The organism is Aeromonas sp. SER, from assembly GCF_038739615.1.
Taxonomy (GTDB): Bacteria; Pseudomonadota; Gammaproteobacteria; order Enterobacterales; family Aeromonadaceae; genus Aeromonas; species Aeromonas jandaei.
Genome location: NZ_JBCGFC010000007.1, coordinates 21,415 through 46,553, shown reverse-complemented (window position 1 = coordinate 46,553; position 25,139 = coordinate 21,415). Strand labels below are relative to the sequence as shown.

24 protein-coding genes and 1 pseudogene are annotated in these 25,139 nt (G+C 55.8%); 21 read left to right on the top strand and 4 right to left on the bottom strand.

All coding sequences use genetic code 11. The annotated features are described in order from the left end of the window. Positions 1 to 84: 84 nt before the first annotated feature. From apbC to AAHA41_RS12085, 4 genes are all read left to right on the top strand, one after another. On the top strand, positions 85 to 1,167 hold the full coding sequence (gene apbC / locus AAHA41_RS12100; RefSeq protein WP_071910187.1) for an iron-sulfur cluster carrier protein ApbC: 1,083 nt from the start codon (positions 85 to 87) through the stop codon (positions 1,165 to 1,167). A 110-nt stretch (positions 1,168 to 1,277) separates the two neighbouring features. After that, a complete protein-coding gene (gene udk, locus AAHA41_RS12095; protein ID WP_041207717.1) occupies positions 1,278 to 1,922 on the top strand; it encodes a uridine kinase in 645 nt (214 codons plus the stop codon). Positions 1,923 to 1,985: 63 nt separating this feature from the next. Next, on the top strand, positions 1,986 to 2,567 hold the full coding sequence (gene dcd, locus AAHA41_RS12090; RefSeq protein ID WP_041207718.1) for a dCTP deaminase: 582 nt from the start codon (positions 1,986 to 1,988) through the stop codon (positions 2,565 to 2,567). A gap of 396 nt (positions 2,568 to 2,963) precedes the next feature. After that, a complete protein-coding gene (locus AAHA41_RS12085; protein ID WP_041207908.1) occupies positions 2,964 to 4,433 on the top strand; it encodes an inorganic phosphate transporter in 1,470 nt (489 codons plus the stop codon). A gap of 803 nt (positions 4,434 to 5,236) precedes the next feature. Here the strand turns inward: AAHA41_RS12085 and AAHA41_RS12080 are convergent. Together AAHA41_RS12080 and rne are read right to left on the bottom strand one after the other, a co-directional pair. Further along, a pseudogene (locus tag AAHA41_RS12080) lies at positions 5,237 to 5,317 on the bottom strand (dCTP deaminase); the annotation flags it as partial. Between the two features lie 85 nt (positions 5,318 to 5,402). Next, on the bottom strand, positions 5,403 to 8,417 hold the full coding sequence (gene rne / locus AAHA41_RS12075) for a ribonuclease E (protein WP_216994360.1): 3,015 nt from the start codon (positions 8,415 to 8,417) through the stop codon (positions 5,403 to 5,405). Between the two features lie 412 nt (positions 8,418 to 8,829). Between rne and rluC the strand changes: the two genes are divergently transcribed. Further along, complete coding sequence (rluC, locus tag AAHA41_RS12070) at positions 8,830 to 9,774, top strand: 23S rRNA pseudouridine(955/2504/2580) synthase RluC (protein ID WP_201966376.1); 945 nt, start codon at positions 8,830 to 8,832, stop codon at positions 9,772 to 9,774. Next, on the top strand, positions 9,774 to 10,436 hold the full coding sequence (locus tag AAHA41_RS12065) for an HAD-IA family hydrolase (protein ID WP_323069698.1): 663 nt from the start codon (positions 9,774 to 9,776) through the stop codon (positions 10,434 to 10,436). The genes rluC and AAHA41_RS12065 overlap by 1 nt, the downstream gene beginning before the upstream one ends. Positions 10,437 to 10,534: 98 nt before the next feature. On the opposite strand, the gene AAHA41_RS12060 is transcribed toward AAHA41_RS12065, so the two are convergent. After that, complete coding sequence (locus AAHA41_RS12060) at positions 10,535 to 11,116, bottom strand: nucleoside triphosphate pyrophosphatase (protein ID WP_323069697.1); 582 nt, start codon at positions 11,114 to 11,116, stop codon at positions 10,535 to 10,537. Between the two features lie 119 nt (positions 11,117 to 11,235). Between AAHA41_RS12060 and yceD the strand changes: the two genes are divergently transcribed. From yceD to AAHA41_RS11985, 15 genes are all read left to right on the top strand, one after another. Continuing rightward, positions 11,236 to 11,757: a 23S rRNA accumulation protein YceD gene (gene yceD, locus AAHA41_RS12055; RefSeq protein WP_041207910.1), complete on the top strand. Its 522-nt coding sequence runs from the start codon at positions 11,236 to 11,238 to the stop codon at positions 11,755 to 11,757. A gap of 19 nt (positions 11,758 to 11,776) precedes the next feature. Further along, positions 11,777 to 11,944: a 50S ribosomal protein L32 gene (gene rpmF, locus AAHA41_RS12050; protein WP_005300935.1), complete on the top strand. Its 168-nt coding sequence runs from the start codon at positions 11,777 to 11,779 to the stop codon at positions 11,942 to 11,944. A 9-nt stretch (positions 11,945 to 11,953) separates the two neighbouring features. Next, complete coding sequence (plsX, locus tag AAHA41_RS12045; protein WP_041207723.1) at positions 11,954 to 12,973, top strand: phosphate acyltransferase PlsX; 1,020 nt, start codon at positions 11,954 to 11,956, stop codon at positions 12,971 to 12,973. A 7-nt stretch (positions 12,974 to 12,980) separates the two neighbouring features. After that, a complete protein-coding gene (locus tag AAHA41_RS12040) occupies positions 12,981 to 13,940 on the top strand; it encodes a beta-ketoacyl-ACP synthase III (RefSeq protein WP_033113678.1) in 960 nt (319 codons plus the stop codon). 71 nt (positions 13,941 to 14,011) lie between these two features. Beyond that, entirely contained in the window at positions 14,012 to 14,947 is a 936-nt protein-coding gene (fabD, locus tag AAHA41_RS12035; protein ID WP_110303661.1) for an ACP S-malonyltransferase, read from the top strand. 13 nt (positions 14,948 to 14,960) lie between these two features. Then, positions 14,961 to 15,695 (top strand): 3-oxoacyl-ACP reductase FabG, encoded by a 735-nt coding sequence (gene fabG, locus AAHA41_RS12030; RefSeq protein ID WP_104014793.1) that lies wholly within the window; start codon positions 14,961 to 14,963, stop codon positions 15,693 to 15,695. Between the two features lie 157 nt (positions 15,696 to 15,852). Beyond that, positions 15,853 to 16,089 carry an acyl carrier protein gene (gene acpP, locus AAHA41_RS12025; RefSeq protein ID WP_005300909.1) on the top strand — a complete coding sequence of 79 codons (237 nt, stop codon included), beginning with the start codon at positions 15,853 to 15,855 and terminating at the stop codon, positions 16,087 to 16,089. Between the two features lie 82 nt (positions 16,090 to 16,171). After that, entirely contained in the window at positions 16,172 to 17,413 is a 1,242-nt protein-coding gene (gene fabF, locus AAHA41_RS12020) for a beta-ketoacyl-ACP synthase II (RefSeq protein ID WP_041207727.1), read from the top strand. Between the two features lie 67 nt (positions 17,414 to 17,480). Then, positions 17,481 to 18,287: an aminodeoxychorismate lyase gene (gene pabC / locus AAHA41_RS12015; RefSeq protein WP_320654842.1), complete on the top strand. Its 807-nt coding sequence runs from the start codon at positions 17,481 to 17,483 to the stop codon at positions 18,285 to 18,287. After that, entirely contained in the window at positions 18,277 to 19,278 is a 1,002-nt protein-coding gene (gene mltG / locus AAHA41_RS12010; RefSeq protein ID WP_043850823.1) for an endolytic transglycosylase MltG, read from the top strand. Before pabC ends, mltG begins: the two co-directional genes overlap by 11 nt. Next, the gene (gene tmk, locus AAHA41_RS12005; protein WP_323069695.1) at positions 19,278 to 19,904 is read left to right on the top strand and encodes a dTMP kinase; all 627 of its coding nucleotides are present in this window, start codon (positions 19,278 to 19,280) and stop codon (positions 19,902 to 19,904) included. The genes mltG and tmk overlap by 1 nt, the downstream gene beginning before the upstream one ends. Continuing rightward, the gene (gene holB / locus AAHA41_RS12000; RefSeq protein ID WP_323069694.1) at positions 19,889 to 20,836 is read left to right on the top strand and encodes a DNA polymerase III subunit delta'; all 948 of its coding nucleotides are present in this window, start codon (positions 19,889 to 19,891) and stop codon (positions 20,834 to 20,836) included. The genes tmk and holB overlap by 16 nt, the downstream gene beginning before the upstream one ends. A gap of 26 nt (positions 20,837 to 20,862) precedes the next feature. Beyond that, the gene (locus AAHA41_RS11995; protein ID WP_323069693.1) at positions 20,863 to 21,642 is read left to right on the top strand and encodes a YchF/TatD family DNA exonuclease; all 780 of its coding nucleotides are present in this window, start codon (positions 20,863 to 20,865) and stop codon (positions 21,640 to 21,642) included. Between the two features lie 382 nt (positions 21,643 to 22,024). Next, entirely contained in the window at positions 22,025 to 22,966 is a 942-nt protein-coding gene (locus AAHA41_RS11990; RefSeq protein ID WP_323069748.1) for a site-specific integrase, read from the top strand. 168 nt (positions 22,967 to 23,134) lie between these two features. Beyond that, positions 23,135 to 23,419, top strand: a complete 285-nt coding sequence (locus AAHA41_RS11985) for a hypothetical protein (protein ID WP_323069692.1) — start codon at positions 23,135 to 23,137, stop codon at positions 23,417 to 23,419. Between the two features lie 229 nt (positions 23,420 to 23,648). Here the strand turns inward: AAHA41_RS11985 and rsmF are convergent, their stop codons facing one another. Continuing rightward, positions 23,649 to 25,076, bottom strand: a complete 1,428-nt coding sequence (gene rsmF, locus AAHA41_RS11980; RefSeq protein WP_323069690.1) for a 16S rRNA (cytosine(1407)-C(5))-methyltransferase RsmF — start codon at positions 25,074 to 25,076, stop codon at positions 23,649 to 23,651. Positions 25,077 to 25,139 lie beyond the last annotated feature (63 nt).

Genomic DNA, 25,139 nt, shown 5'->3' with positions numbered 1-25,139 from the left:
TACACCATCAGCACCACAGGCAAGCCACTGATTTGTGTGTGGTAACCGTTCACCTCAAGATAATGACAACATAATGAGGAGTTAATGGTGATTGATTCAGTAAAACAGATCCTCGCCGAATTTAAGCCGGCAGGCTGGAGCAAGGATCTGGTCGGTGCCGGATTTGTGCGCGACGTCATCAGCAAGGATCAAAGTCTCTCTGTCCGCCTGGTGCTGCCCTTTGCCGCGCTGTCGCTGCTCGATACCCTCAAGGAGGAGTTCGACGCCAGATTGCGCGCTGCCACCGGCGCCTCCCGCATCGATTGGGCATTGGAGATCGATGTGGCCAGCATGCCGCGGGCGCAGGGGCTCAACGCAGTGCAGGGGATCCGCAACATCATCGTGGTTGCTTCCGGCAAGGGCGGGGTGGGTAAGTCCACCACCGCGGTCAACCTGGCGCTGGCCCTGAAAAAGGAGGGGGCGCGGGTTGCCATTCTCGATGCCGATATCTATGGCCCCTCCATCCCTACCATGATGGGCACCCTCAAGGAGCGCCCGGTCAGTCATGACGGCAAGCTGATGGAGCCGGTGATGGCCTGTGGCCTCAAGAGCAACAGCATCGGCTATCTGGTCTCCGAGCAGGATGCCACCATCTGGCGCGGCCCGATGGCGAGCAAGGCGCTGGCGCAGATCCTCCATGAGACCCGCTGGGGCGAGGTGGATTATCTGGTGGTCGACATGCCGCCGGGCACTGGCGATATCCAGCTCACCATGGCCCAGCAGGTACCCACCTCGGCGGCGGTGATCGTCACCACCCCGCAGGATGTGGCGCTGGCCGATGCCCGCAAGGGGATCGCCATGTTCCACAAGGTCAATGTGCCGGTGCTCGGCATCATCGAGAACATGAGCTACCACGTCTGCAGCGCCTGTGGCCACCATGAGCCGCTGTTCGGTACCGGTGGCGGCCAGAAGATGGCAGAGCAGTATCAAGTGGCGCTGCTTGGTCAGCTGCCGCTGCACATCGACATCCGCCAGCACATGGATGATGGCTGCCCGACCGTCTTCAGTTCGCCGGAAGGAAGCCTGGCTCAGGCCTATTTGAAGCTGGCGCGCAGGGTGGGAGCCGAACTCTTTTTCAGCGCAAAACCGATTGCTACCCCGCTTTATACTGTCGCGCTGGATGAATAATCAGCTGTCGGTCACCTGATGGGGATTTGAGGGTGGGCATGGCCCACCCTTTTTCATATAATGGATCGGTTTAAACAATCCCCACTGCTCTTCTCTTTTAGGTATTTGTCATGTCTGATACTCAACATTCGTGTGTGATCATCGGTATTGCCGGCGCGTCTGCGTCTGGCAAAAGTCTTATAGCCCAGACCATTTATGAAGAGCTGGTGGCAGAACTGGGTGCAGGTCAGATTGGTGTGATCACCGAAGATTGCTACTACCGTGATCAGACCCACCTGACCATGGAAGAGCGGGTAAAAACCAACTATGACCACCCCAATGCGCTGGATCACGACCTGCTGGTTCAGCACCTGAGTCAATTGCTGAAAGGGGATGCGGTAGACATTCCCCAGTACTCCTACACCGAGCACACCCGGATGAGCGAGGTGACTCCGTTCGCCCCGCGCCGCGTGATCATTCTGGAAGGTATTCTGCTGTTGACCGACAGCCGTCTGCGCGACCTGATGGATGCCTCCATCTTTATGGATACCCCGCTCGACATCTGTCTGCTGCGTCGACTGGTGCGTGACGTGCAGGAGCGTGGCCGGACCATGGACTCCGTGCTCAAGCAGTATCAAAAGACCGTACGCCCCATGTTCCTGCAGTTCATCGAGCCTTCCAAGCAGTATGCCGATGTGATTGTGCCCCGTGGTGGCAAGAACCGTATCGCGATCGACATGCTCAAGGCGCGTATTCGCCACATGTTGATTGGTTAAGTTGAAACAAGCCGGGTGATGCCCGGCTTTTTTAAAGCACAAAGTAGTCAGGAGAGTCGCCCAATGCGTCTGTGTGATACCGATATCGAACGCCATCTGGATGAGGGCAAGATCGTCATTGAGCCACGGCCCGGTGTAGAACGGATCAGTGGCGTCAGCGTCGATGTGCTGCTGGGTAATGAATTTCGGGTGTTTCGCGATCATACCGCTCCCTATATCGATCTGAGCGGCCCGAGCAGCGAGATGGCCGATGCCATCGATCGGGTGATGAGCGACGAGATCCATATCCCCGATGGTGAAGCCTTCTATCTGCACCCGGGTCAGCTGGCGCTGGCCGTAACCTATGAATCAGTCACTCTGCCGGCAGATATCGTCGGCTGGCTCGACGGCCGCTCTTCGCTGGCCCGTCTCGGTCTGATGGTGCATGTCACGGCACACCGTATAGATCCGGGCTGGTCCGGTCGTATCGTGCTGGAGTTCTACAATGGCGGCAAATTGCCGCTGGCGCTGCGTCCCAAGATGAAGATCGGCGCGTTGAACTTTGAGATGCTCTCAGGCACCGCTGCCCGCCCTTACAACAAGCGGGAAAATGCCAAGTACAAGAGCCAGCAGGGTGCTGTCGCCAGCCGTATCAACCAGGATTGATGCAGCCGGCAGGTATGATTGGGAAAGAGGAGCACAAAGTGGCTCCTCTTTTTTTGGCTATGTTGCAGGCGAGCGGGCACTGCGAAGATACGGATGGCTCCTTGCTGGTCGGATGAGAATGGTTGGCAAACGATATTTTTATGCTTTTTTATGCCTGATGGGGGTGAAAAAGGGGGCTGAAAATGACGTTTATTGGCTGAATTGTCAGCAACTTTGTTGTTTGTTGGCAACAACTGCTCGCTTTAATTAATCTCTGGCAAGCCGCATGGCGACTGGCTGTAAGATATTTTTTACCAAAAAGCTCTTTTTTTTTATGGCTGAAATATTTCACGGATAGCTATGGTGTTGGCCGCCATCTGGCATAATCCGCCGCAACTCATAAACAGGCTTTTTTTTATGTTTGAAATGTTTAGTGGTTTGGGTTTGTGGTGGTCAATCGGTTTGGTATTGGCCGTTTTTTTTGTGCTTGCCTATGAATTCATCAATGGCTTTCACGATACCGCCAACGCGGTAGCAACGGTTATCTACACCAAAGCGATGCCCGCTCACCTGGCGGTTGTGGCATCAGGGATCTTCAACTTTTTCGGTGTCATGTTTGGCGGTCTGGGGGTGGCTTATGCCATCGTCCATCTGCTGCCCATCGACCTGCTGCTTGGGATGGACTCCACCCAAGGGTTGATCATGGTCTTCTCGCTGCTCTTTTCCGCCATCGTGTGGAATCTGGGTACCTGGTTTTTCGGGATCCCGGCCTCCAGCTCACATACCTTGATCGGTTCCATTCTGGGGGTAGGCGGTGCCTATGCCTGGATCAGCCACAAGCCGGTGACCGAGGGGATCAACGTGAGCAAGGCGATCGACATCATGCTCTCCCTGATCATCTCTCCCACCATCGGTTTCATCGTGGCAGCGCTGCTGCTGCTGGTTATGAAACGCATCTGGACCAGCAACAAAATCCACAAGACCCCGGAAGAGCGTCAACTTGTTGATGGCAAGAAGCACCCGCCATTCTGGGCTCGCCTCACTCTGGTTGCTTCTGCGATGGGGGTGAGCTTTGTGCATGGCTCCAACGATGGCCAGAAGGGCATCGGTCTGGTAATGCTGGTGCTGATCTGCATGGCGCCAGCCTACTTCGCGCTGGACATGAATAGCCGCTCTTATGATCTGGATCGTACCCAGGATGCCAACCAGCGCATCATGGAAATCTACAAGCGCAATCAGGATGCGGTAAGTGGTGTTATCAACTTCAACTCAGCCTCTGCTGTGCAAGAAGAGCTGATGACTCACTGTTCAGCAGACAGCGTGCTGCAAGCAATGAACACTCTGGATGCCCGTCTTGGTGCTGTACGTACCTATGAAGAGATGAGCCTGACCGATCGCCGTGAAGTGCGTCGTCTGCTGCTCTGTATCGATGACACCGCACGTAAGGTTTCCAAACTCTCTCTGCCGGCCAAGGAGCTGACCGATCTGGCCAAATGGCGCAAGGATCTGACCGCGACTGCCGAATACGCTCCGACCTGGGTGATCGTCTCCATCGCGATGGCGCTGGGTTGCGGCACCATGGTGGGCTGGCGTCGTATCGTTCACACCGTTGGTGAGAAGATCGGTTCTACCGGTATGACCTATAGCCAGGGGATTGCGGCCCAAATCACGGCAGCCAGCTCCATCGGTATTGCCAGTCTGACCGGTATGCCGGTATCGACTACTCACATTCTCTCCTCTGCGGTGGCGGGTACCATGGTGGCCAACAAGTCAGGCCTGCAAAGCCAGACTATCAAGACCATCCTGATGGCCTGGGTGCTTACCCTGCCGCTGACCATGCTGCTCTCTGGTGGTCTTTTTATCATCAGCCATCATCTGTTCGCATAATGTCTTCAAGCGTTTATATACCAAAGGGCCTTCGGGCCCTTTTTTATTTCGACATGAGTTCCATCCCCCTTTTTTCCTATCGATTAGAGCCTGCAGCATCCTGCTAATTCAGATTGATATTATGAAGAGCGACGACTAACAAGTAGGGTGGGGGAGGGATATCTCGTTCTGGCACAAGCAAAAGCCACACAGTGTGGCTTGTTGTTTTTTATATACAACCCTGATCGGTGTTTATTGCAGCTCGCTTTATTCTGCGATACCCAGTCAATAGAGAGTATTTCACACATAGACATGAGCAAGAGCCCCGTAGTCAATCGTTCTCCAATCGGCATCAGGGATTTCTATTAACAGGAACCCAGGTTATCTGGTTAGTAGATTTAATTAGCGGAGGGGAGGGCTAACTGTAACCTCCAGCCAGAAAGTTACCGCTACAAAATATACGATTACATAAGCTGCATTTGCAGCGTCATATACTTGGGCATAGTATTTGGCTCAATCTATAACACTATTCCAGATGTAAGTCGGATTGTGGTTTTATATGGAGCGGACTTCATCTGGATAAGTGGATAGATTCCTGATATCTAAATCACATTGACAGTTCAAGGTGCAATCAACGGCTCAGCAAAAATGAATCGGAACTGGAGCGAGAGATGTACTATTGGGCGCATGACGGATGAGTTTCATATGCCAACAAACTAGTTTGTAACTTTAACCTTTGTGACCACATTTCGAATAAATAGAATTCAGGTAAAAAACTTAGGAAGTCTTTAGTTTTCAGGGAATAAACCTAGGACGTCACAGATCCGTTCTACACCGGGCCGTGGCTCAATGACGATCTTGCCCTCAGCCAAATGGTCTCCGATATCGGTATTACACAGACGCATTGGCAACTGATAACTAGGTGAATGTCACCCATAAAAAAGAGCCACACAATGTGTGGCTCTTTGCTTGTTCCAACAACAGGAACTATTAAGGACGACCTGCCGGGCAGGAAGCCACATTGACTGCTGCGGTGCTACCGCCGTGACGGCCTGAGCTAACCACTTCGCCACGAACCAGAGGCGGATAGTCCATCGGTTCACGAGCGGGCAGGGCAGGGACTTCGGCAGGGGTTGCCATCGGCGCAGATGCCTTGCGAGCTCGGGCCAACAGACCGGCACCATGCTTAACCTGCTTGGTTACGGCTACGGGAGTCTCTTCAGCTACAACTTTTACCGGCTCTTCAGCAACAGGTGCAGTAGTTACAGCTTCGGTGACCTCAACTGCTTCAACAGCGGCAACCGGAGCTTCGGCAACAACTTCAGCAGGTTGTTCAGCTTGTGTAATCTCAACCTGAGTTGCTTCAACTACTGCGACAGCAGGGGCTTCCACTTCTACGGTATCAACAACAGGTGTTGCGGCCACTTCGGTCTGTACCGCATGAGCCTGTTCAGCAGACTCCTCAGCAACGGCTTCGACAACCACGTGTTCGGTCAGCGCAGCAGAGGCTTGCAGAGCTGCAGCGACAGCTTCAGCACTCGGGATGGTAACAACTGGCACTACCGGCTCTTCAACCTGCGCTTTGGCGATATCGGCTTGGGCGGCGGTAGTCAGAGTAGGCTCGGCTTGTTGCTCTTCATCACGCTGGCTACGTGCTTCTTCATTAATACGCTTGCGACGTTGGCCTTCGATGCGCTGGCTGCGCGGAGTACGGCGGGAACGGCGCTGACCTTCGGCCTGCTCATCCTGGTCGCCAGTCTCAACGGCTGCAACCTGAACCTCTTCTACGACAGGCAGGGCAGGGGTGTCGCTCGCAGCAACATCAACGCGGATCTGCTTGCGCAGCTGGCGACGTTCGCGGCGCTCAGCCACTTTCTGCTCTTTTTCCTGACGTGGTTCGATGGCATCAACGGTTTCCACCGCGTCAACGACAACCTCGGCACGAGGCTCACGGGGAGCGCGTGGCTCACGAGCAGGGCGCGGAGCACGGGGCTCACGTTCTTGACGCGCTTCGCGTGGTTCACGTTCCATCCGCTGTTCAGTGCGAACTTCACGTTCCTGACGGGGCTCGCGCTCTTTACGAGGACGACGATTGCGGTTTTCACCACCTTCGCGATTGCCATTTTCACGTTTCTCACCAGCTTCCGCATTGTTGCGGTTGCCACGGTTGTCGTCACGACGAGGACGCTGACCACGGCCACGACCTTCTTCGCGCTGATGACGCTGACCCTCTTCCTTGCGTGCTTCGCGAGCAGCCGGTTTCTCGGCGGGCGCTTTAACTTCGGCAGGGGCAGCATCGCTGCTGAACAGACCGGTAATGCCCTTGATCAGCTTGCTGAAGAAACCTGCTTCGGCAGGTGCAGCGGCAACGGCCGGGGCTGTCTGCTGCTGAGCTGCAACCGGCGCGGGTTGAGTCGGCTGGGCAAAGCCTTGCAGCAGCGGTTGTTCACGCTCGATCACCTGAGCTTGCTTCGGCTGGTAGACCGGCTTGGCAATCTCGGTTTTAAGCTCATAGCTGGCCGCTTCCGGGATCTCGTTCTGACGAATGCGGGTCACTTCGTAGTGCGGAGTTTCCAGATGCTGGTTCGGAATGATGTAAACACGCACATCATTTCGCTGTTCCAGACTGGCGATGGCAGCACGCTTCTCGTTAAGCAGATAGGCTGCAACATCCACCGGCACCTGACCGTGAACCTGTTCGGTGTTGTCCTTCATGGCCTCTTCTTCGATGAGACGCAGGATAGACAGGGCGAGGGATTCGTTGTCACGGATCACGCCTTGACCCTGGCAACGGGGGCAGATATGGCTGCTGGATTCGTTGAGGGAGGGACGCAGACGCTGGCGAGACATCTCCAGCAGACCGAAACGGGAGATCCGGCCCAGCTGGATGCGGGCACGATCCTGATGAACCGCTTCACGCAGACGGTTTTCCACTTCGCGCTGATGGCGAACCGGCGTCATATCGATGAAGTCGATAACGATCAGGCCACCCAGGTCGCGAAGACGCAATTGACGGGCAATTTCGTCGGCCGCTTCCAGGTTGGTTTGCAGCGCAGTCTCTTCGATATCGCCGCCCTTGGTGGCGCGGGAGGAGTTGATATCGATGGAGGTCAGTGCTTCGGTCGGATCGATAACGATGCTGCCACCGGAGGGGAGGCGCACTTCACGCTGGAAGGCTGATTCGATCTGGCTCTCAATCTGGAAGTGATTGAACAGGGCAACTTCACCCTTGTACAGCTTCACACGGTTGAGGAAATCGGGACGTACCAGCTCGATATGGGCCTTGGCACGTTCGAAAATCACCGGATTGTCGATCAGGATCTCGCCCACATCGCGACGCAGATAGTCACGGATGGCACGCACGATGACGTTGCTTTCCTGGTGGATCAGCACCGGTGCCGCGCGCTCTTGGGAGGCCTTGTGGATGGAGTCCCAGTGATTGAGCAGGACGTTCAGATCCCACTCCAGCTCTTCTGGCGACTTGCCCACACCGGCGGTACGCACGATCAAGCCCATGCCTTCCGGCACGGTCAATCCACTCAGGGCTTCTTTCAGTTCAGTCCGCTCATCACCCTCGATGCGGCGGGAGATACCACCTGCACGGGGGTTGTTGGGCATCAGTACCAGGTAGCTACCTGCCAGGCTGATAAAGGTGGTGAGGGCTGCACCCTTGGTGCCACGCTCTTCCTTGTCGATCTGGACGATAACTTCCTGACCTTCGCGGACCACTTCTTTGATGTTGGGACGACCCTGATAGGAGTAACCGGAGGGGAAGTAATTGCGGGCGATCTCCTTCAACGGCAGGAAACCGTGGCGCTCGGCGCCGTAGTCGACAAAAGCAGCTTCAAGGCTGGGTTCTACGCGGGTGATCTTACCCTTGTAAATGTTCGCTTTCTTCTGCTCGTGTCCCGGACTTTCAATATCCAAATCGTAGAGCTGTTGTCCGTCAACCAGCGCTACGCGCAACTCTTCTTCTTGAGTCGCGTTGATAAGCATTCTTTTCATTGAGTTCTCATTATTGTGTCATTTTGATTTCCTCCATCTGGGTCCTGCCAGCGCCGGCCTCGGGTCTTCAGCATACTGGGGCAACCTCCCGGTTGGGGTATGCATGAGGCGCAAACTAAGGGCGTTCTGGTCATCACTTCTCGAGAAGGAATGAATAAGGATGCCGAAATGGAGACAAATAAACGGTGATGTTTGTGTTCTCCATGCGTTGTACCTCGCACCCGGGAACCGTCATGTTCTTGTATACACGGTGTTTCGGGATTGGGTGGCATACTTTTTGGCCACTTAGTACAAGGCTTGAACACAATGACAAAACCTTGTTTATTATCCCATTTAAACCTCTTTTATAGCAAGGCGCCATTTTTCAACAAACCAGCAGCCAAGGGGCGCTGGCAGTGGTAAAATCCGCGCCATGACACAGATACATCAACAAGTGCAGCTGCTCACCATCGAAGCTGAGCATGACGGGCAGCGCATCGACAATTTTCTCAAGACTCAGCTAAAGGGCGTCCCCAAGAGCCTGATCTATCGCATCCTTCGCAAAGGTGAAGTGCGAGTAAACAAAAAGCGCATCAAACCGGAGTACAAACTCTGCGCAGGCGATGAGGTGCGGGTTCCTCCCGTTCGCGTCGCTGAAAAAAATGAGCTGCCATCCGCCAACCTGAGTGTTATCCAGCGTCTGGAGAGCCAGATCCTGTTTGAAGACGATGCCATGATCGTGCTGAACAAGCCCTCCGGCATGGCCGTACACGGTGGCAGCGGCCTGAGCTTTGGCGTGATTGAAGGGCTGCGCGCCCTGCGTCCGGAAGCCCGTTTCCTCGAACTGGTTCACCGTCTCGATCGCGATACCTCAGGCGTACTGCTGGTTGCTAAAAAACGCAGCGCCCTGCGCAGCCTGCATGAGCAGTTGCGCGTCAAGACCATGCGCAAGCAGTATCTGGCGCTGGTTCGCGGCAAATGGCAGGCTCACGTCAAGGTTGTCAACGCACCGCTACGCAAGAACGATCTGCAATCCGGTGAGCGGGTGGTGCGGGTCAGCGCGGATGGCAAGCCTTCCGAAACCCGTTTCCGTATCGTGCGTCAATTTGCCGAAGCGACCCTGGTCGAGTGCAGCCCCATCACCGGTCGTACACACCAGATCCGCGTGCACACCCTGCATGCCGGTCACCCGATCGCCTGTGACGATAAGTACGGTGAAGCAGCGTTTGACGAGAAAATGCGCAGCCAAGGGCTGAAACGGCTCTTTTTGCATGCCTGGAAGCTCAGCTTCACCCATCCAGGCGATGGTCGCGAAATGCAGGTAGAAGCGCCACTGGCACCTGAACTCGACAACTTCCTCAACGGCTTGCCACGCTGATGCAGGATATCCGGCTCGCCATTTTCGATTGGGACGGTACCCTGATGGATTCGGTGGGCCGGATTGTTGCCTGTGTTCAAGGGGCCGCCAGAGATTGTGAGCTGGCGGTACCTGCACCAGCCCAGATCCGGCAGATCATCGGATTGAGCCTCGATGTCGCCATGTCCCGCCTGTTCCCTTTACGTAGCGACAGTGGCACCGCCATTGATGAGCGCCAGATTGCCACACTCATCGATCGTTATCGTCATCACTATCTGCACGACACCACCCCCAGTTCGCTGTTTGCCGGGGCAGGGGAGCTGCTGCATGACTGGCGGTCACGGGGCCTGCAACTGGCCGTCGCGACCGGTAAATCACGCCGTGGGCTGGATCGGGTATTGGATGAGACCGGGCTGCGCCCGTCGTTTGTGACCAGTCGTGGGGCCGATGAGGCTCGATCCAAGCCTGATCCGCTGATGCTTGAGCAGATCCTGGCTGAACTGGGGCTTTCACCTAGGCAGGCCGTAATGATTGGCGACTCTGTTCACGATATGGCGATGGCCGAGGCAATCGTCATGCCGCGCATTGGCGTCACCTGGGGGGTGGATAGCAGCGAGGCCCTCAGTCGTTACGAGCCAGTGGCAGTGGTTGACTCTATGACGGCTCTTCGCACGTTGTTGTAAACGTCTCACTTCTTGAGTGACATCAATCTGATTGATAAAAGGCCCGGTCAATTGACCGGGCCTTTTATATATCTTCTAGCTCATCCATTCGCCCACCATCAGGGCAGGGCGATGCCGTGGCGCTCCAGCAGCTCGATCAGGCCGATCAGCGGCAGACCGATCAAGGCGTTAGGATCACGCCCTTCCAGCCCCTTGAATAGCACGATCCCCATCCCTTCGCATTTGAAGCTGCCAGAACAATCGAGGGGTAGTTCAGCCTCTACATAGCGGCGAATGGCGGTTTCGTCGAGATCGCGAAAGTGAACTGTAAACGGTTCAATCAATTGATGAATCTCATTGGTTGCAGCGTTAAGTACGCACAGGCCGGTGTAAAAGGTGACGCTGCGCCCCTGAGCCGCCATCAGCTGTGCTATGGCATTGTCGATGGAGCCCGGTTTGCCGAGGATGCGGCCATTGCAGACACACACCTGATCAGAACCGATGATCAGCCCGTGATCACGACTATTTGCAATGGCCTGGGCCTTTGCCCGGGCAAGTCGGGCCACCAGCTCCTGAGCGGATTCATCTAGCAGTGGTCGTTCATCTACGTCGGGAGCCGCACATTCAAAGGGGAGGCCAAGCTTCTCCAGCAGGGCTTTGCGATAGCGAGAAGTTGAGGCGAGGATAAGATTCTGTGGCATAATCCGAATACCGATGAAAGCAAGTACCGGCATTCTAGGGACTTGTGGCGTTAAAATCATCGGCGGTAAGGACTTTTTCCTTTGACTATCAGTTGTTGGACCTATATTATTCGCGCCCTATGCAAAAGGTGAAGTTGCCCGTTAAGGTTGATCCAGTCCGTAGTGCCTTGAAGCTGCTCGATTATGTCGGGATAGTGGAAAAGTCGCAGATGCCCAGGCTGGAGGAATCAACCGCTGGCTTGCGGAGTGATATCGAGGTGTCGCTGCACTTTGGCAAAGATGTCCAGAAGTTGACCGTTATGAAAGGCACTGCCCATGCCAAGGTCGATCTGGTTTGCCAACGTTGCGGAGAGACTTTTGAGCATCTCTGTGAAGCTGAATTTATCTACACTCCGCTGTTCGAAAGAACAAACGAGGAAGAACTGCCGGAAGCTTATGAGCCCATTGAGTTGGACGAAAACGGCGAGATGGACCTTCATCAAATCTTGGAGGATGAACTCATCCTCTCGTTGCCTCAGGTAGCCATGCATTCTCTGGATGCTTGTCCCCGCGGTAACATGGAGATGACTTGGGGTGAAATCGAACCTGCTGATGAGCGGCCGAATCCCTTTGCAGTTCTTGAAGAGCTTAAACGTAAGTGAATTTAGGAGTTAGCCTACAATGGCCGTACAACAGAACCGTAAAACCCGTGCCAAGCGTGGCATGCGTCGTTCCCACGATGCGCTGACCACCGCTGCCCTGACTGTTGATCAGACCAGTGGCGAAATCCATCGTCGTCACCACGTGACTGCCGATGGTTTCTACCGCGGTAAAAAGGTAATCGCTTAAGGATTGCCTTTGTCTACGCAAACTGTCGCGCTAGACATCATGGGGGGAGATATTGGCCCCTCGGAAACAGTGCCTGCCGCCGTGCAGGCACTGTCTCTTTTACCCCAGCTAAAACTGATCCTGGTCGGAGACCAACATCAGACCTCCTCTCTGCTGCAGCAACATGGCTTGCTGAATCATCCCCGCGTCCGTTTCGTACATGCATCCCAGGTGGTTGGCATGGGCGATAAACCGATCGTGGCGCTGCGTACTCTGAAAGACTCCTCCATGCGGGTGGTACTCAATCTGGTGAAAGCCGGTGAGGCCGATGCCTGCGTGAGCGCCGGCAACACCGGCGCGTTGATGGCGATGGCCAAGTGCGTGCTCAAATCTCTGCCCGGGGTCGATAGACCGGCACTTATCAAGGCGCTACCGACATTGAGCGGCAAGCGCACCGTGATGCTGGATCTCGGCGCCAACGTCAGTTGTGATGCGGATACCTTGCTTCAATTTGCGGTGATGGGCTCCGTTGTGGCCGAGAAAGTCGAAGGCATCGCTTCTCCTCGAGTTGCCTTGCTCAATATCGGGGAAGAGGAGATCAAGGGCAATGATCTGGTGCGTCACAGTGCCGAATTGTTGCGCCAGTGCAACGCACTCAACTATGTCGGTTTCATTGAAGGGGATCGCATCTTCAGCGGTGAGTGCGATGTGATTGTCTGCGACGGTTTTGTTGGCAATGTCGCCCTCAAAACGGCCGAGGGGGTAGTGCGAATGATGGCTCAGCTGGCGGGATATCCCCGCAAGAAGCGCACTTTTCTTGGCCGGATCGCCGGTTTTATGTTCAAACGGCGTTTTTCATACTTGAACCCCGACCAGTATAACGGGGCAAGTCTGTTAGGATTGCGCGGCATTGTGGTAAAAAGTCATGGGCGAGCCGAGCGGCGCGCCCTGTGTAATGCGATCCTGCTGGCCGCACAAGAGGCCAAACATCAACTTCCACTGCAAATAGCAGATCGCCTTGAAGCTGTCTTTTCCGACAGGGACCTATAAGAACTCTATGCATAGCAAAATTCTGGGTACTGGCAGCTACCTGCCGAGTTCAGTGCGTACCAACGCCGATCTCGAGCAGATGGTTGAGACCAGTGACGAGTGGATCGTGGAACGCACCGGGATCCGTGAGCGCCGCATTGCCGGTGCTGATGAGACTGTTGCCACCCTCTCTTACCAGGCCGCCCTGCGGGCCCTGGATGCCGCAGGCCTGACTGCGGCCGATCTCGACATGATTGTGCTGGCCACCACCAGCGCAGAAAACGCCTTTCCGGCAGCTGCTTGCGAACTGCAAGGGCTACTGGGTGTACAGGGGATCCCTGCCTTTGACGTGGCGGCAGCCTGCGCCGGCTTTACCTACGCACTCTCCATTGCCGATCAGTTCGTCAAATCCGGTGCCGCCCGCCACGTGCTGGTCGTTGGCGCCGATGTGCTGTCGCGCATGTGCGATCCGGAAGATCGCGGCACCATCATTATTTTTGGTGATGGGGCCGGTGCCGTGGTGATTGGTGCCAGCGAAACACCGGGCATTCTCTCCACCCATCTTCATGCCGATGGCCGTTATGGCGATTTGCTCAAGCTGCCGCAACCCCGTCGCGGGATGCCGGGCGCCGAACTCGAAGCCTACATGTACATGAAGGGCAACGATGTGTTCAAAGTGGCAGTCACCCGTTTGAGCGAGATCGTGACTGAGACGCTGGCAGCTGCCGGTCTCGAGCCGAGCGAGCTGGACTGGCTGGTGCCCCATCAGGCCAACTTCCGCATCATCAGCGCCACAGCCAAGAAACTCGGCATGGGCCTCGACAAGGTAGTGTTGACCCTCGACAAGCACGGCAATACCTCTGCTGCGTCCGTCCCTATCGCCTTCGATGAAGGGGTGCGGGATGGCCGGATTAAACCGGGCCAGCTGGTCTTGCTGGAAGCCTTTGGCGGCGGTTTTGCCTGGGGCTCGGCGCTGGTTCGCCTCTGATCCAAAGCGGGATGAGCGAGTGCTGTCATCCCGCAACGATTTCATTTTTGCTTATCTAAAAGGAATCAATGATGACCCAATTTGCCATTGCCTTCCCGGGACAAGGCTCCCAAACCGTGGGCATGCTGGCCGAGCTGGCCGAGCAACATGCAGTGATCAAGGAGACCTTCGCCGAGGCGAGCCAGGTGCTGGGTTATGACCTGTTTGCACTGGTAATGAACGGTCCGGCCGAAGAGCTGAACAAAACTTGGCGTACCCAGCCCGCACTGCTGACTGCTTCTGTCGCACTGTGGCGTCTGTGGCAACAGCAGGGAGGGGCAACGCCTTCCGTCATGGCTGGTCACAGTCTGGGTGAGTATTCCGCTCTGGTTTGCAGCGGTGCGCTGGCCTTTACCGATGCCGTCAAACTGGTCGAGCTGCGTGGTCTGGCCATGCAGGAAGCGGTACCGGAAGGTACTGGTGCCATGGCTGCCATCATCGGTCTGGACAACGACACTATTGCTGCTAACTGCGAAAAAGCGGCTGAGGGGCAGGTGGTTTCTCCGGTCAACTTCAACTCTCCGGGCCAGGTGGTTATCGCTGGCCACAAAGAGGCTGTCGAGCGTGCCAATGTGCTGATGAAAGAGTCGGGCGCCAAGCGTGCGCTGCCGCTGCCGGTCTCTGTGCCATCCCACTGTGCGCTGATGAAACCTGCCGCAGAAAAACTGGCAGCTGCGCTGGACGGGATCGAGATCAAGGTTCCTGCCATCGCGGTCATCAATAATGTCGACGTATCCTGTGAACAGGATCCGGCTGCCATCAAGCAAGCACTGGTGCGTCAGCTGTTCAGCCCGGTTCGTTGGACCGAGACTGTCGAGCGGATGGCCAATGAGGGCGTTACCCTCGAAATCGAGATGGGGCCGGGCAAGGTATTGACCGGGCTCGCCAAGCGCATCGACAAGCGCGTGGAAGGTATTCACGCCAACGATGCAGCCTCTTTCGAGCAGGCACTGGCCCAGATCAAGTAAACAGGAGCAAGTAATGAGCTTTACCGATAAGGTTGTGTTGGTGACCGGTGCCAGTCGTGGCATCGGCCGTGCAATTGCCGAAACTTTCGCGGCCCGTGGCGCCAAAGTCGTCGGCACAGCGACCAGCGAGAGCGGTGCTGAGGCAATCAGCGCTTACTTGGGCGAAAATGGTTGCGGCATGGCACTGAACGTGACCAGCCAGGAATCCATCGAAGCCGTTTTCGCTGCCATCAAGGCGCGTTTCGGCGATATCGACATCCTGATCAACAACGCTGGTATCACCCGCGACAACCTGTTGATGCGGATGAAAGATGACGAGTGGAACGAGATCATCGATACCAACCTGACCTCACTCTACCGCCTGAGCAAACCGGTTCTGCGGGCGATGATGAAGAAGCGCAATGGTCGCATCATCAGCATCGGTTCCGTCGTTGGTACCATGGGCAATGCCGGTCAGGTCAACTATGCAGCCGCCAAGGCGGGTCTGGTTGGCTTTACCAAATCGCTGGCACGTGAAGTGGCCTCCCGTGGTATCACGGTCAACGCGGTTGCCCCCGGTTTCATCGAAACCGACATGACTCGCGCCCTGAACGAAGAGCAACGTGCCGGCATCATGAGCCAGGTTCCTGCCGCTCGTCTGGGTGATCCGAAAGAGATTGCCGCCGCTGTGGTATTCTTGGCTTCCGATGAAGCAGCCTATATCACCGGTGAAACCCTGCATGTTAATGGCGGGATGTACATGGTGTAATCAATTTGTCGTGAGTTCTGTTCAAATTTGCGATAGTACGCCGAAGTTTGGCGAATTTCGTGGTTTGACCAGCGGCAAGCTACTTGCAAACTCACGTCAATTGAATAAACTACCCCAACCAGACGCAATAGCGTATTTTTAAAGGAAAATTCAGGTCATGAGCAACATCGAAGAACGCGTAAAGAAAATCATCATTGAACAACTGGGTGTTAAAGAAGAAGACGTTAAGAACGCTGCCTCCTTCGTCGACGACCTGGGCGCTGACTCTTTGGATACCGTTGAACTGGTAATGGCGCTGGAAGAAGAATTCGATACCGAAATTCCTGATGAAGAAGCCGAAAAGATCACCACTGTTCAAGCGGCTATCGACTACATCACCGCTAATCAGGAATAAGTTCCTGTTCTGAAAGAAGCGGCCCAAGGGCCGCTTCTTTTGTATTTGTTTCCTTTCAAATCACCTCTCGGAGACTACCTCAGTGTCAAAACGCAGAGTCGTGGTGACCGGCTTGGGGATGCTTTCCCCGGTAGGCAACACAGCCGAATCCAGCTGGCAAGCCCTGCTCAACGGGCAGAGCGGCATTTCCCTTATCGACCATTTCGATGCCAGCGAGTTTGCAACCCGTTTTGCAGGTCTGGTCAAGGACTTCGATCCCGAGCAGTACGGTATCAACCGTAAAGACGCTCGCAAGATGGATCTCTTCATTCAATACGGTATTGCTGCCGGTATGCAGGCACTGGATGATTCCGGCCTCGTAATCAACGACGACAATGCCGAGCGCGTCGGTGTGGCGATCGGTTCCGGGATTGGCGGTCTGGGTCTGATTGAACAGAACCACGACAGCCTCGTGAACGGCGGCCCGCGCAAGATCAGCCCCTTCTTCGTGCCCTCCACCATCATCAATATGGTGTCCGGTCATCTCTCCATCATGAAGGGATTGCAAGGTCCAAACATCGCTGTGACCACCGCCTGTACCACTGGTACCCATGCCATCGGCATGGCTGGCCGGATGATCGCTTACGGCGATGCCGACGTGATGGTCGCCGGCGGTGCCGAGAAGGCTTCCACCCCGATGGGGATGGGCGGTTTTGCAGCTGCCAAGGCGCTCTCCAACCGCAACGACGAACCGCAGAAAGCGAGCCGTCCGTGGGATAAAGATCGCGACGGTTTCGTGCTGGGTGACGGTGCCGGGGTACTGGTACTGGAAGAGTACGAACATGCCAAAGCTCGTGGTGCCAAGATCTACGCCGAACTGGTCGGTTTTGGCATGAGTGGTGACGCTTACCACATGACTGCACCTCCTGCCGATGGCAACGGTGGCGCTCGCGCCATGAAGAATGCCATCAAAGATGCCGGTATTGCACCCGAGCAGGTGGGTTACATCAATGCCCACGGCACGTCGACCCCGCTGGGTGATGTGGCCGAACTGCGCGGCATGAAAGCCGTCTTTGGCGAGCACGCCAAGTCACTGATGGTCAGCTCGACCAAGTCGATGACTGGTCACCTGCTGGGTGCTGCCGGTGCCATCGAGGCGATCATCACTGTGCTGGCCCTGCGCGATCAGATTGCACCGCCCACCATCAACCTGGACAACCCGGATGATGAGTGCGACCTGGATCTGGTGCCCCACGTGGCCAAGCCGGGTAACTTCGAGTACGCCCTCTCCAACTCGTTTGGTTTCGGCGGTACCAATGGTTCCCTGATCTTCAAACGCGTATAATTGCCTGCGGGCAATGACAGAGGCCCGATACTGCCGGTATCGGGCCTTTTTTATCGGAGGGATCTCTTTGCTGATCAATGGATTGAAGCTCGATACCATCTCGGCCCGCGACCGTGGTCTGGCCTATGGCGATGGCCATTTCACCACTATGGCCGTACGAGAAGGAAAGGTATTGCAGTGGCCAGCGCATCTGGCTCGACTGCAACAGACCAATAGCCGGCTAGGGATGGGTGAACCGGACTGGGAATTGTTGGCTCGGGAACTCGAGACCCTGGTTGCCGGTGAACAACAGTGTGTTGCCAAGGTGATGCTGACTCGGGGGGAGGGTGGCCGTGGTTATGATGGCAGCGAGTGCCAGCAGACGACCCGTATTCTTTCGCTGGCGCCTTTTCCTGCCCAGTATGCCCAGTGGCAACGCGAGGGGATCAACTTGCTGGTGTGCCGCCAGCGCATTGGTGATGCCCCCATGCTGGCCGGGCTCAAGACCCTCAACCGGTTGGAGCAGGTGCTGCTCAAGAGCGAACTTGTCAGCCGTGGTGCAGTCGAAGGAGTAGTGCTCAGCAGTCGTGGCGTGCTGGTTGAAGGGGTCAGTGCCAATCTGTTTTGGCGTCGGGGCAAGACGGTGTTTACGCCCGATCTGGCCAGTTGCGGGGTTGACGGCATCATGCGCCGTCAGGTCATGGCGATGCTGAAACAGATGAGTATTGAGTTGCGTGTGGTAGAGGCTCCGTTGGAGTCACTATGGCAGGCGGAAGAGGTGTGGCTCACCAATACCCTGATGGGGGTGGTGCCGGTCAACGGCATCGAGGATAAACAGTATCCAGCCCCGGTATTGAGCCGCCGTTTACAGGAGCGTTTGGTCATTGAAGTTTAATCGGCTTTACACCCTGCTCGCGGGGGCGGCACTGACTGTGGCCGTCGCCGGGGGCTATGTGCATTACAAATGGCAGCAGGTGGAGACGCTCACCAACAAGGGGCCGACTCGCCTCTTTACGGTGGAGAAGGGGGCCCATGCCGCTCGCCTGATCGCCGAGTTGGGTGATGGTGAACCCAGTCCGTGGGCGGTGCGCCTCTGGCTGCGCGGTCATCCCGAGCTGGTTGCCATCAAGTCAGGCACCTATGAAATCAAGGAGGGGGCCCTGCTCAAGGAGACCCTCTCGCTCTTTGCTTCGGGCAAGGAGTTTCACTTCAGCCTCACCTTCGTCGAGGGCTCCCGCTTCGAAGATTGGTTGAAGCAGTTATCCAGTGCACCTTATCTGGAACGGCTCACGGTTGAGTTGCCCGAGGCTGATCTGGCCAAGGAACTGGGTATCGAGAATGGCAAGCTGGAGGGGTGGTTTTTGCCGGAAACCTACGCCTATACCACCCATGCCAGCGATCTCTCCATTCTGCGCCGCGCTCACCAGGACATGGAGACATTCCTGCAGCAGAGCTGGGACAAGCGGCAGGCCAATCTGCCTTACAAGACCCCCTATGAAGCGCTGATCATGGCCTCGATCATCGAAAAAGAGACCGGTCTGCCTGAAGAGCGGGCACAAATCGCCTCGGTGTTCGTCAATCGTCTGCGTCTTGGCATGAAGCTGCAGACCGACCCCACCGTGATCTACGGGGTGAAGGATCGCTATGACGGCAATATTCGCCGCAGCGATCTGACCGACAAGAACCCCTACAACACCTATGTGATCGATGGTCTGCCGCCGACGCCCATTGCCATGCCGGGCAAGGCATCCATCGAAGCGGCACTCAACCCCAAGTCGACCGACTATCTCTATTTTGTCGCCAAGGGCGGTGGTGCTCACTACTTCTCCAAGACCCTTGATGAACACAATCGGGCGGTTCGCGAATACATATTGAAGAAATCCTGATGTCTAAATTTATCGTTATTGAAGGTTTGGAAGGGGCAGGGAAGAGCTCTGCCGTCCGTTACGTCACCGACTATCTGCACCGCCATGGCGTCGAGCGGATCGAATGTACCCGCGAGCCGGGCGGTACGCCGCTGGCCGAGCGGATGCGAGCCATCGTCAAAGAGGTGCATGACGAGCGCCTTACCATCGAAGCCGAGCTGCTGCTGATGTATGCCTCCCGGGTACAACTGGTGGAGACCCGCATCAAGCCGGCACTGGCCGATGGTGTCTGGGTGGTGGGGGATCGCCACGATCTCTCCTCCCAGGCCTATCAGGGTGGTGGCCGTGGTATCGATGCTGCTCTTATCGGTGCCATCAAGCAGGCGGTTCTCGGCAACTTCAAACCGGATCTCACCCTCTATCTCGATATCGATCCCGCACTCGGTCTGCAACGCGCCCGCCATCGTGGCGAGCTGGATCGGATCGAGCTGGAGCAGCTCAGCTTTTTCGAGCGCACCCGCACCCGTTATCTCGAACTCGCCGCCAAGGATGATTCCATCGTGGTGATCGATGCGGGGCAAATCCCGGAACAGGTAAAAGCGGCGATTGAAGCTGCGCTGGATGCACGCCTATGTATCCATGGTTGATCCCCGACTGGCAGGCACTGAGCCAGACGGCAGCGGCCGGCAGACTGGGTCATGCCTGGTTGTTGCTCGGCGATCCCGGTCTTGGCAAGGAGCAGCTAGCTGAACGGTTGGCGCGTTTGCACCTTTGCCAACAACCTGATCGCGGAGAGCCATGCGGTCATTGCCACTCCTGCCAGCTCTTTGACAAAGGCCATCATCCGGATCTCGGCACCATCAGTCGCGACAGCAAGACCATCGGGGTCGAAGCGATCCGTGATATCTGCAACCGACTGCAGGGCTCGGCCCAGCTCGGCCGCGGCAAGGTGGTTATCATTCCTGATGCGGAGCGGATGACCGAATCGGCAGCCAATGCGCTGCTGAAAACCTTGGAGGAGCCTGCCGGTGACAGCCTGCTGATCCTCATCGCCTCCCAGGTTTCCCGTCTGCTGCCCACCATTCTCAGCCGTTGCCACAAACATGTGTGCCAGCTGCCGAGTGAGGGTGAAACGGTGCGCTGGCTCGCTGAACAGGGACATCAGGCGACTCTGGCTCAGGTGCGGATCTGTCAGGGGGCGCCGCTGCGGGTGCTCGACTACATCGAGCAGCTGCAAGATGGTGCTCGCCGTGAGCTGCTCGAGGATTTTGTCGCCCTCGCCAAGTCCCCGATCAAGGCGACCACATTGTGCAGCCAGCTCGGTCAGGAGACACAAGTTCGCCTGCATTGGGTACAGCTCTTTTTGTGCGATGCTCTGAAAACTCAGGCGGGATGTGGCCACCATCAACTGGCGATGCCGGATCTGGCTACCTTGAGCCAGCAGTTCGCCGGACAGCATTCCAGTGAAAAACTGCTGGATGCCGAGCAACAACTGGTCGCCCTGAAAGCGGCGTGTCAGCCCGGACAGCTATCCAATCCCACCATTCATCTGATGAACTGGCTCAGTCGCTGGTTATAGAACGTCATTAGCAATAAAGGTTTTGTATGTTACTCGTTGACTCCCACTGTCATCTCGATCGTCTCAGCTATGGCAGCAAACAGAACAATATGGCTGATGTGCTGGCCAAAGCGGCAGCGCAGGAGGTGGGATACTTTCTCTGTGTCAGCGTGACGCAAGAACAATTTCCGACCATGATGACGGCGATTGCCCCTTATCCCCAGGTGTTTGCCTCCTGCGGGGTGCATCCCCTGAATCAGGAACCCGGTGTCGATGCCGAGTTGCTGCTCAAGCAAGCTGCCGACCCACGTGTAGTGGCCATCGGTGAGACCGGTCTCGATTACTTCTACTCACCCGAGAACAAGGAGGTTCAGCAAGCCTCCTTCCGTGAACATATCCGGGTTGCCCGTGCGCTGAACAAACCGCTGATCATTCACACTCGTGATGCCCAGCAAGATACTTTGCAGATCATGCGCGAAGAGGGGGCGGATCAGGTTGGCGGCGTGTTGCACTGTTTCACCGAGTCTCTCGAGATGGCAGAAGCGGCAATGGCGATGGGGTTCTATATCTCCATCTCGGGGATTGCTACGTTCAAGAATGCCACGGCGTTACAGGAGGTAGTGAAGGCATTGCCTCTCGATCGACTGTTGGTCGAAACGGATGCGCCCTATCTTGCTCCCGTTCCCCATCGGGGGAGGGAGAACGAACCCGCCTTCGTGCGCGATGTTGCCCAGTTTATTGCCGACTTGCGCCAAATACCGTTAAGCGAACTGGCCGAAGCAACCAGTCGCAACTTCTTTGAGTTGTTTAAACTCGCCCACAAATAAGAGCTGACGCCCCGCAACGCGGGGCGTTTTACTTTCAGCAACCCGATAAGCAGTAAAGAAAGAAGCGATAAATAAAACTGTTATCTCTCACTATCGCAACATTGTATTGCCATCAGCGCAATTACCCAACCTGTAAACCGTAAATGAATACGACATCTGTTTAGAAAAAACGGAGATGCTGGATTGGGGGTTAAACAGACACCCATCAAGTATCGATAATATTCATTATCGATACTTGATGAACCTGAAAGATCCTGTAAGATCCTCCTAAACTTCATATGAATCATGATCTTCCGTGTCACATCCATCCATTTCAGGCTCAGCTCATCAGTCATTGCAAACGGTATTTGATGCCCAGCTAAATAGCCGTGCTCGCCGCTTCCTGCGCTGTGCCAAAGCTGATTCGACCCTCAATGCCTATCAGGCGGATACCCGGATTTTTGTCTTCTGGTGCCAGTTGCATGGTCTGGATCCACTGCAAACGACCCATCACGACATCATGAACTTTCTGGCAGATCAGGCCGACGGGGTACTGGCTGACTGGGTATGGCTCAATAAAGAAGAGGGGAGAGGGGAGCTGCGTAATGGTGAACCGCGCAAACCGGCAACTCTTGTGCGAAGGCTCGCCGGGATCCGCTACGCCTTCAAACAAAAAGGCATTCACCCGATGCCGACCGAGCACCCTGAAATCAAAGAGATGATGCGCGGTATTGTCCGACTTGGTGATAACCGCAAGCGCAAAACAGGCGCCCTGACGCTGCAGCCATTGACCCAGGTGCTGGATGGCATCGATACCAATGATCTGGCGGGACTTCGCGATCACACCCTGTTGCTGTTGATGTTCAGTGGTGCCTTACGCCGCTCGGAAGCCGCCCGAATTGAGGTCAGTGACCTCGATTTTGTGGGGCAGGGGATCCGACTTCGCCTCAAACCTAGCAAGCATCAACTCCATGAGACCGAGATTGCCCTTATCCCCGGCAAGCACTATTGCCCGGTTGCAGCGATTGGCAACTGGCTCAAGAAGAGCCGGATCAATGAAGGGCCGCTCTTTCGGCGGATGAATCGCTGGGGCCAACTCACATCAGACCCTCTGGGGCCGCAGGGTATCAACCTGATGATCAAGCGGCGCACCGGTCAAGCTATCGATGACCTCTATGTCAGTGGCCACAGTTTGCGCCGCGGATTTATCACCTCGGCCGTCACCGCTGGCAAACCGATGAACAAAATCATCGAGGTTACCCGTCACAAGGATATGCGCACCCTGCAAGAGTACTTTGACGATGCCCATAAATTCTCTGATCACGCGCTGGATGGACTGCTTTAACATAAATGCGTCACTGCATTTTTTATGTTAAATGATATCCTATTGATCTGGTGGTATATTTGGTTGCCTTCGTAGTTAGCTGGCAGGGTAGGGGATACCCCATCTTTCACCACTATGCGAAGATATGTGAGAGATAACCAGTTATAAAAACAAGTATCGCAAGGTCATATGAGCCAGGAAATCAACGAGCTTGAGGCAAAAGAGACCGCCTCGCAGAACAACGCCAAGCGCCAGCGTCAGCATGTAAAACGCAAACAAGAGAGTCATACCCGGTTGCAATGCTGGATCAGTAATCGCCATGCCGAACGGTTGGCGGCACTCGGCTTGCATCTTGAAGATAGCCAGGCATCACTCATCGAACAGGCGATCGATCTGCTCTATCACCATGAGCTGGGGTGCGAACCTCACGCAGAGAAAGTGGAGATAGCTCTGTTGGAAGAGAGTGTCGAATAACGATGAACTTGGCTAAGAAGAGATAAAAAAAGCCAGGTACGAATTCCGTGTACCTGGCATAGGGGAATTGGCTCCTTGCAGAGCCGTGCGCTAACTGGTGTTTGGTGTTCGGATTGCCTTAAGCTTAGACAAGGCTCAAGGCTTTTCAAGAACCCGATAAAATTTCAACCAGAGTGTGGGTTTTGCAGACTCGAACAGCGTCGAGTCACCTTTCCTCGTTCAGTCAAAATCAGCCAAACAGATTGTTGTCGCGCACCAGCTCCCGGGGCAGAGCATTCTTGATCCGGCTCCCCACCCATTTCCCCATTCCCAAGGTATGCCCCTGATAGCGGACAATCACCTCGCCAGCGCCAGCATCCTGCTCTGGCCAGACGTCCCGCCCCATCATGAATTCCCGCGCGTTGGCGCTGTCCAGTTCGACCACGCCCTTGCTCGCTTTATCACCATAGGCGAGCGCCCACTCGTGGGTGAGGCGATAGCCTTTCTTGAACGTCTCGGCCAACTTGATGCCGATGCGATCGAAGCGCAGCTTGCCCTGAACCTGTTCAAACAGATGAGGAAATAGCCAGATCTCGTCATTGCGGCCAAACAATTGACCTTGTGGGGCCACACCAAAATTGGCTTCAATTTCGCGCAGCATGGGTTCAGACTCTTTCGCTGCCAATGGCAGGAAGGGGAATTTGCCGAGCTTGCCCGGTTTGAACATAGTGTTGGGCACCGAGTGGTGCTTGCGCAATCTGGCGACAAAAAAGCCTTCACTGTCGAAGATCTGGGGCCAAACGTGCAGGTATCCTTCGGATGTGCAGGCCTGCTCGGCATGGGGGAACAGGTCGGCCAGCGAGTCAAAACTCAAGGCATCACCAAACTTCCCCAGCAATGACTGACAGACCTCCTGATTCTCCTGCAAACTGAGCGTGCAGGTGGAGTAGACCAGTACGCCACCCGGTTTCAAGGCATGGAAGGCACTCTCCAGCAGCCCCTGCTGCACCGCCGCAATCTCGTCAATGCTCTCGATGCTCCAGTTGCGCAGCGCATCTTCATCCTTGCGCACGGTACCTTCACCGGAGCAGGGGGCATCGAGCAGGATGGCATCGAAGGTCTCAGGCAGCCACTGACCAAACACCTTGGCATCAAAGTGAGTCATTCCCACATTGGTTACGCCGCAGCGCTGAATATTTGCGCTCAGCACCTTTAGCCGACTGCTGGAAAACTCGTTGGCAACCAGCATCCCCTGATTGTTCATCAGGGCGGCGATCTGGGTAGTCTTGGAGCCGGGGGCCGCGGCCGCATCCAGCAGCATGCCGTCCGCTTTGATCTTGTCGCTGGCAAAGAGCGCCGTCACCGGCAGCATGGAGCTTGCTTCCTGAATGTAAAAGAGGCCGCTCAAATGCTCGGCCGTGTTGCCTAGTGGCACGCTCTCATCTGTGCGGCTCAGCCAGAAGCCTGTCTCGCACCAGGGCACGGGATCGAACAGCCAGCCTTGTGGCTGCATCTTTTCAACGAAGTCAGAGACGGCAATTTTGAGCGTATTGACCCGGATACTGCGGCGCAGCGGTCGCCGGCAACTTGCAACGAACTCATCCATGGAGAGATGAGCAGGCATGATAGCCGCTATATGGCGCAAAAAGTGATCGGGTAGATAGGTATTGTCGTGCACTGTGCCGTCTCGTTGACCGAAAAAGAGGGGCGACATCTTATCACAGGGCTAGGAATATTCTTA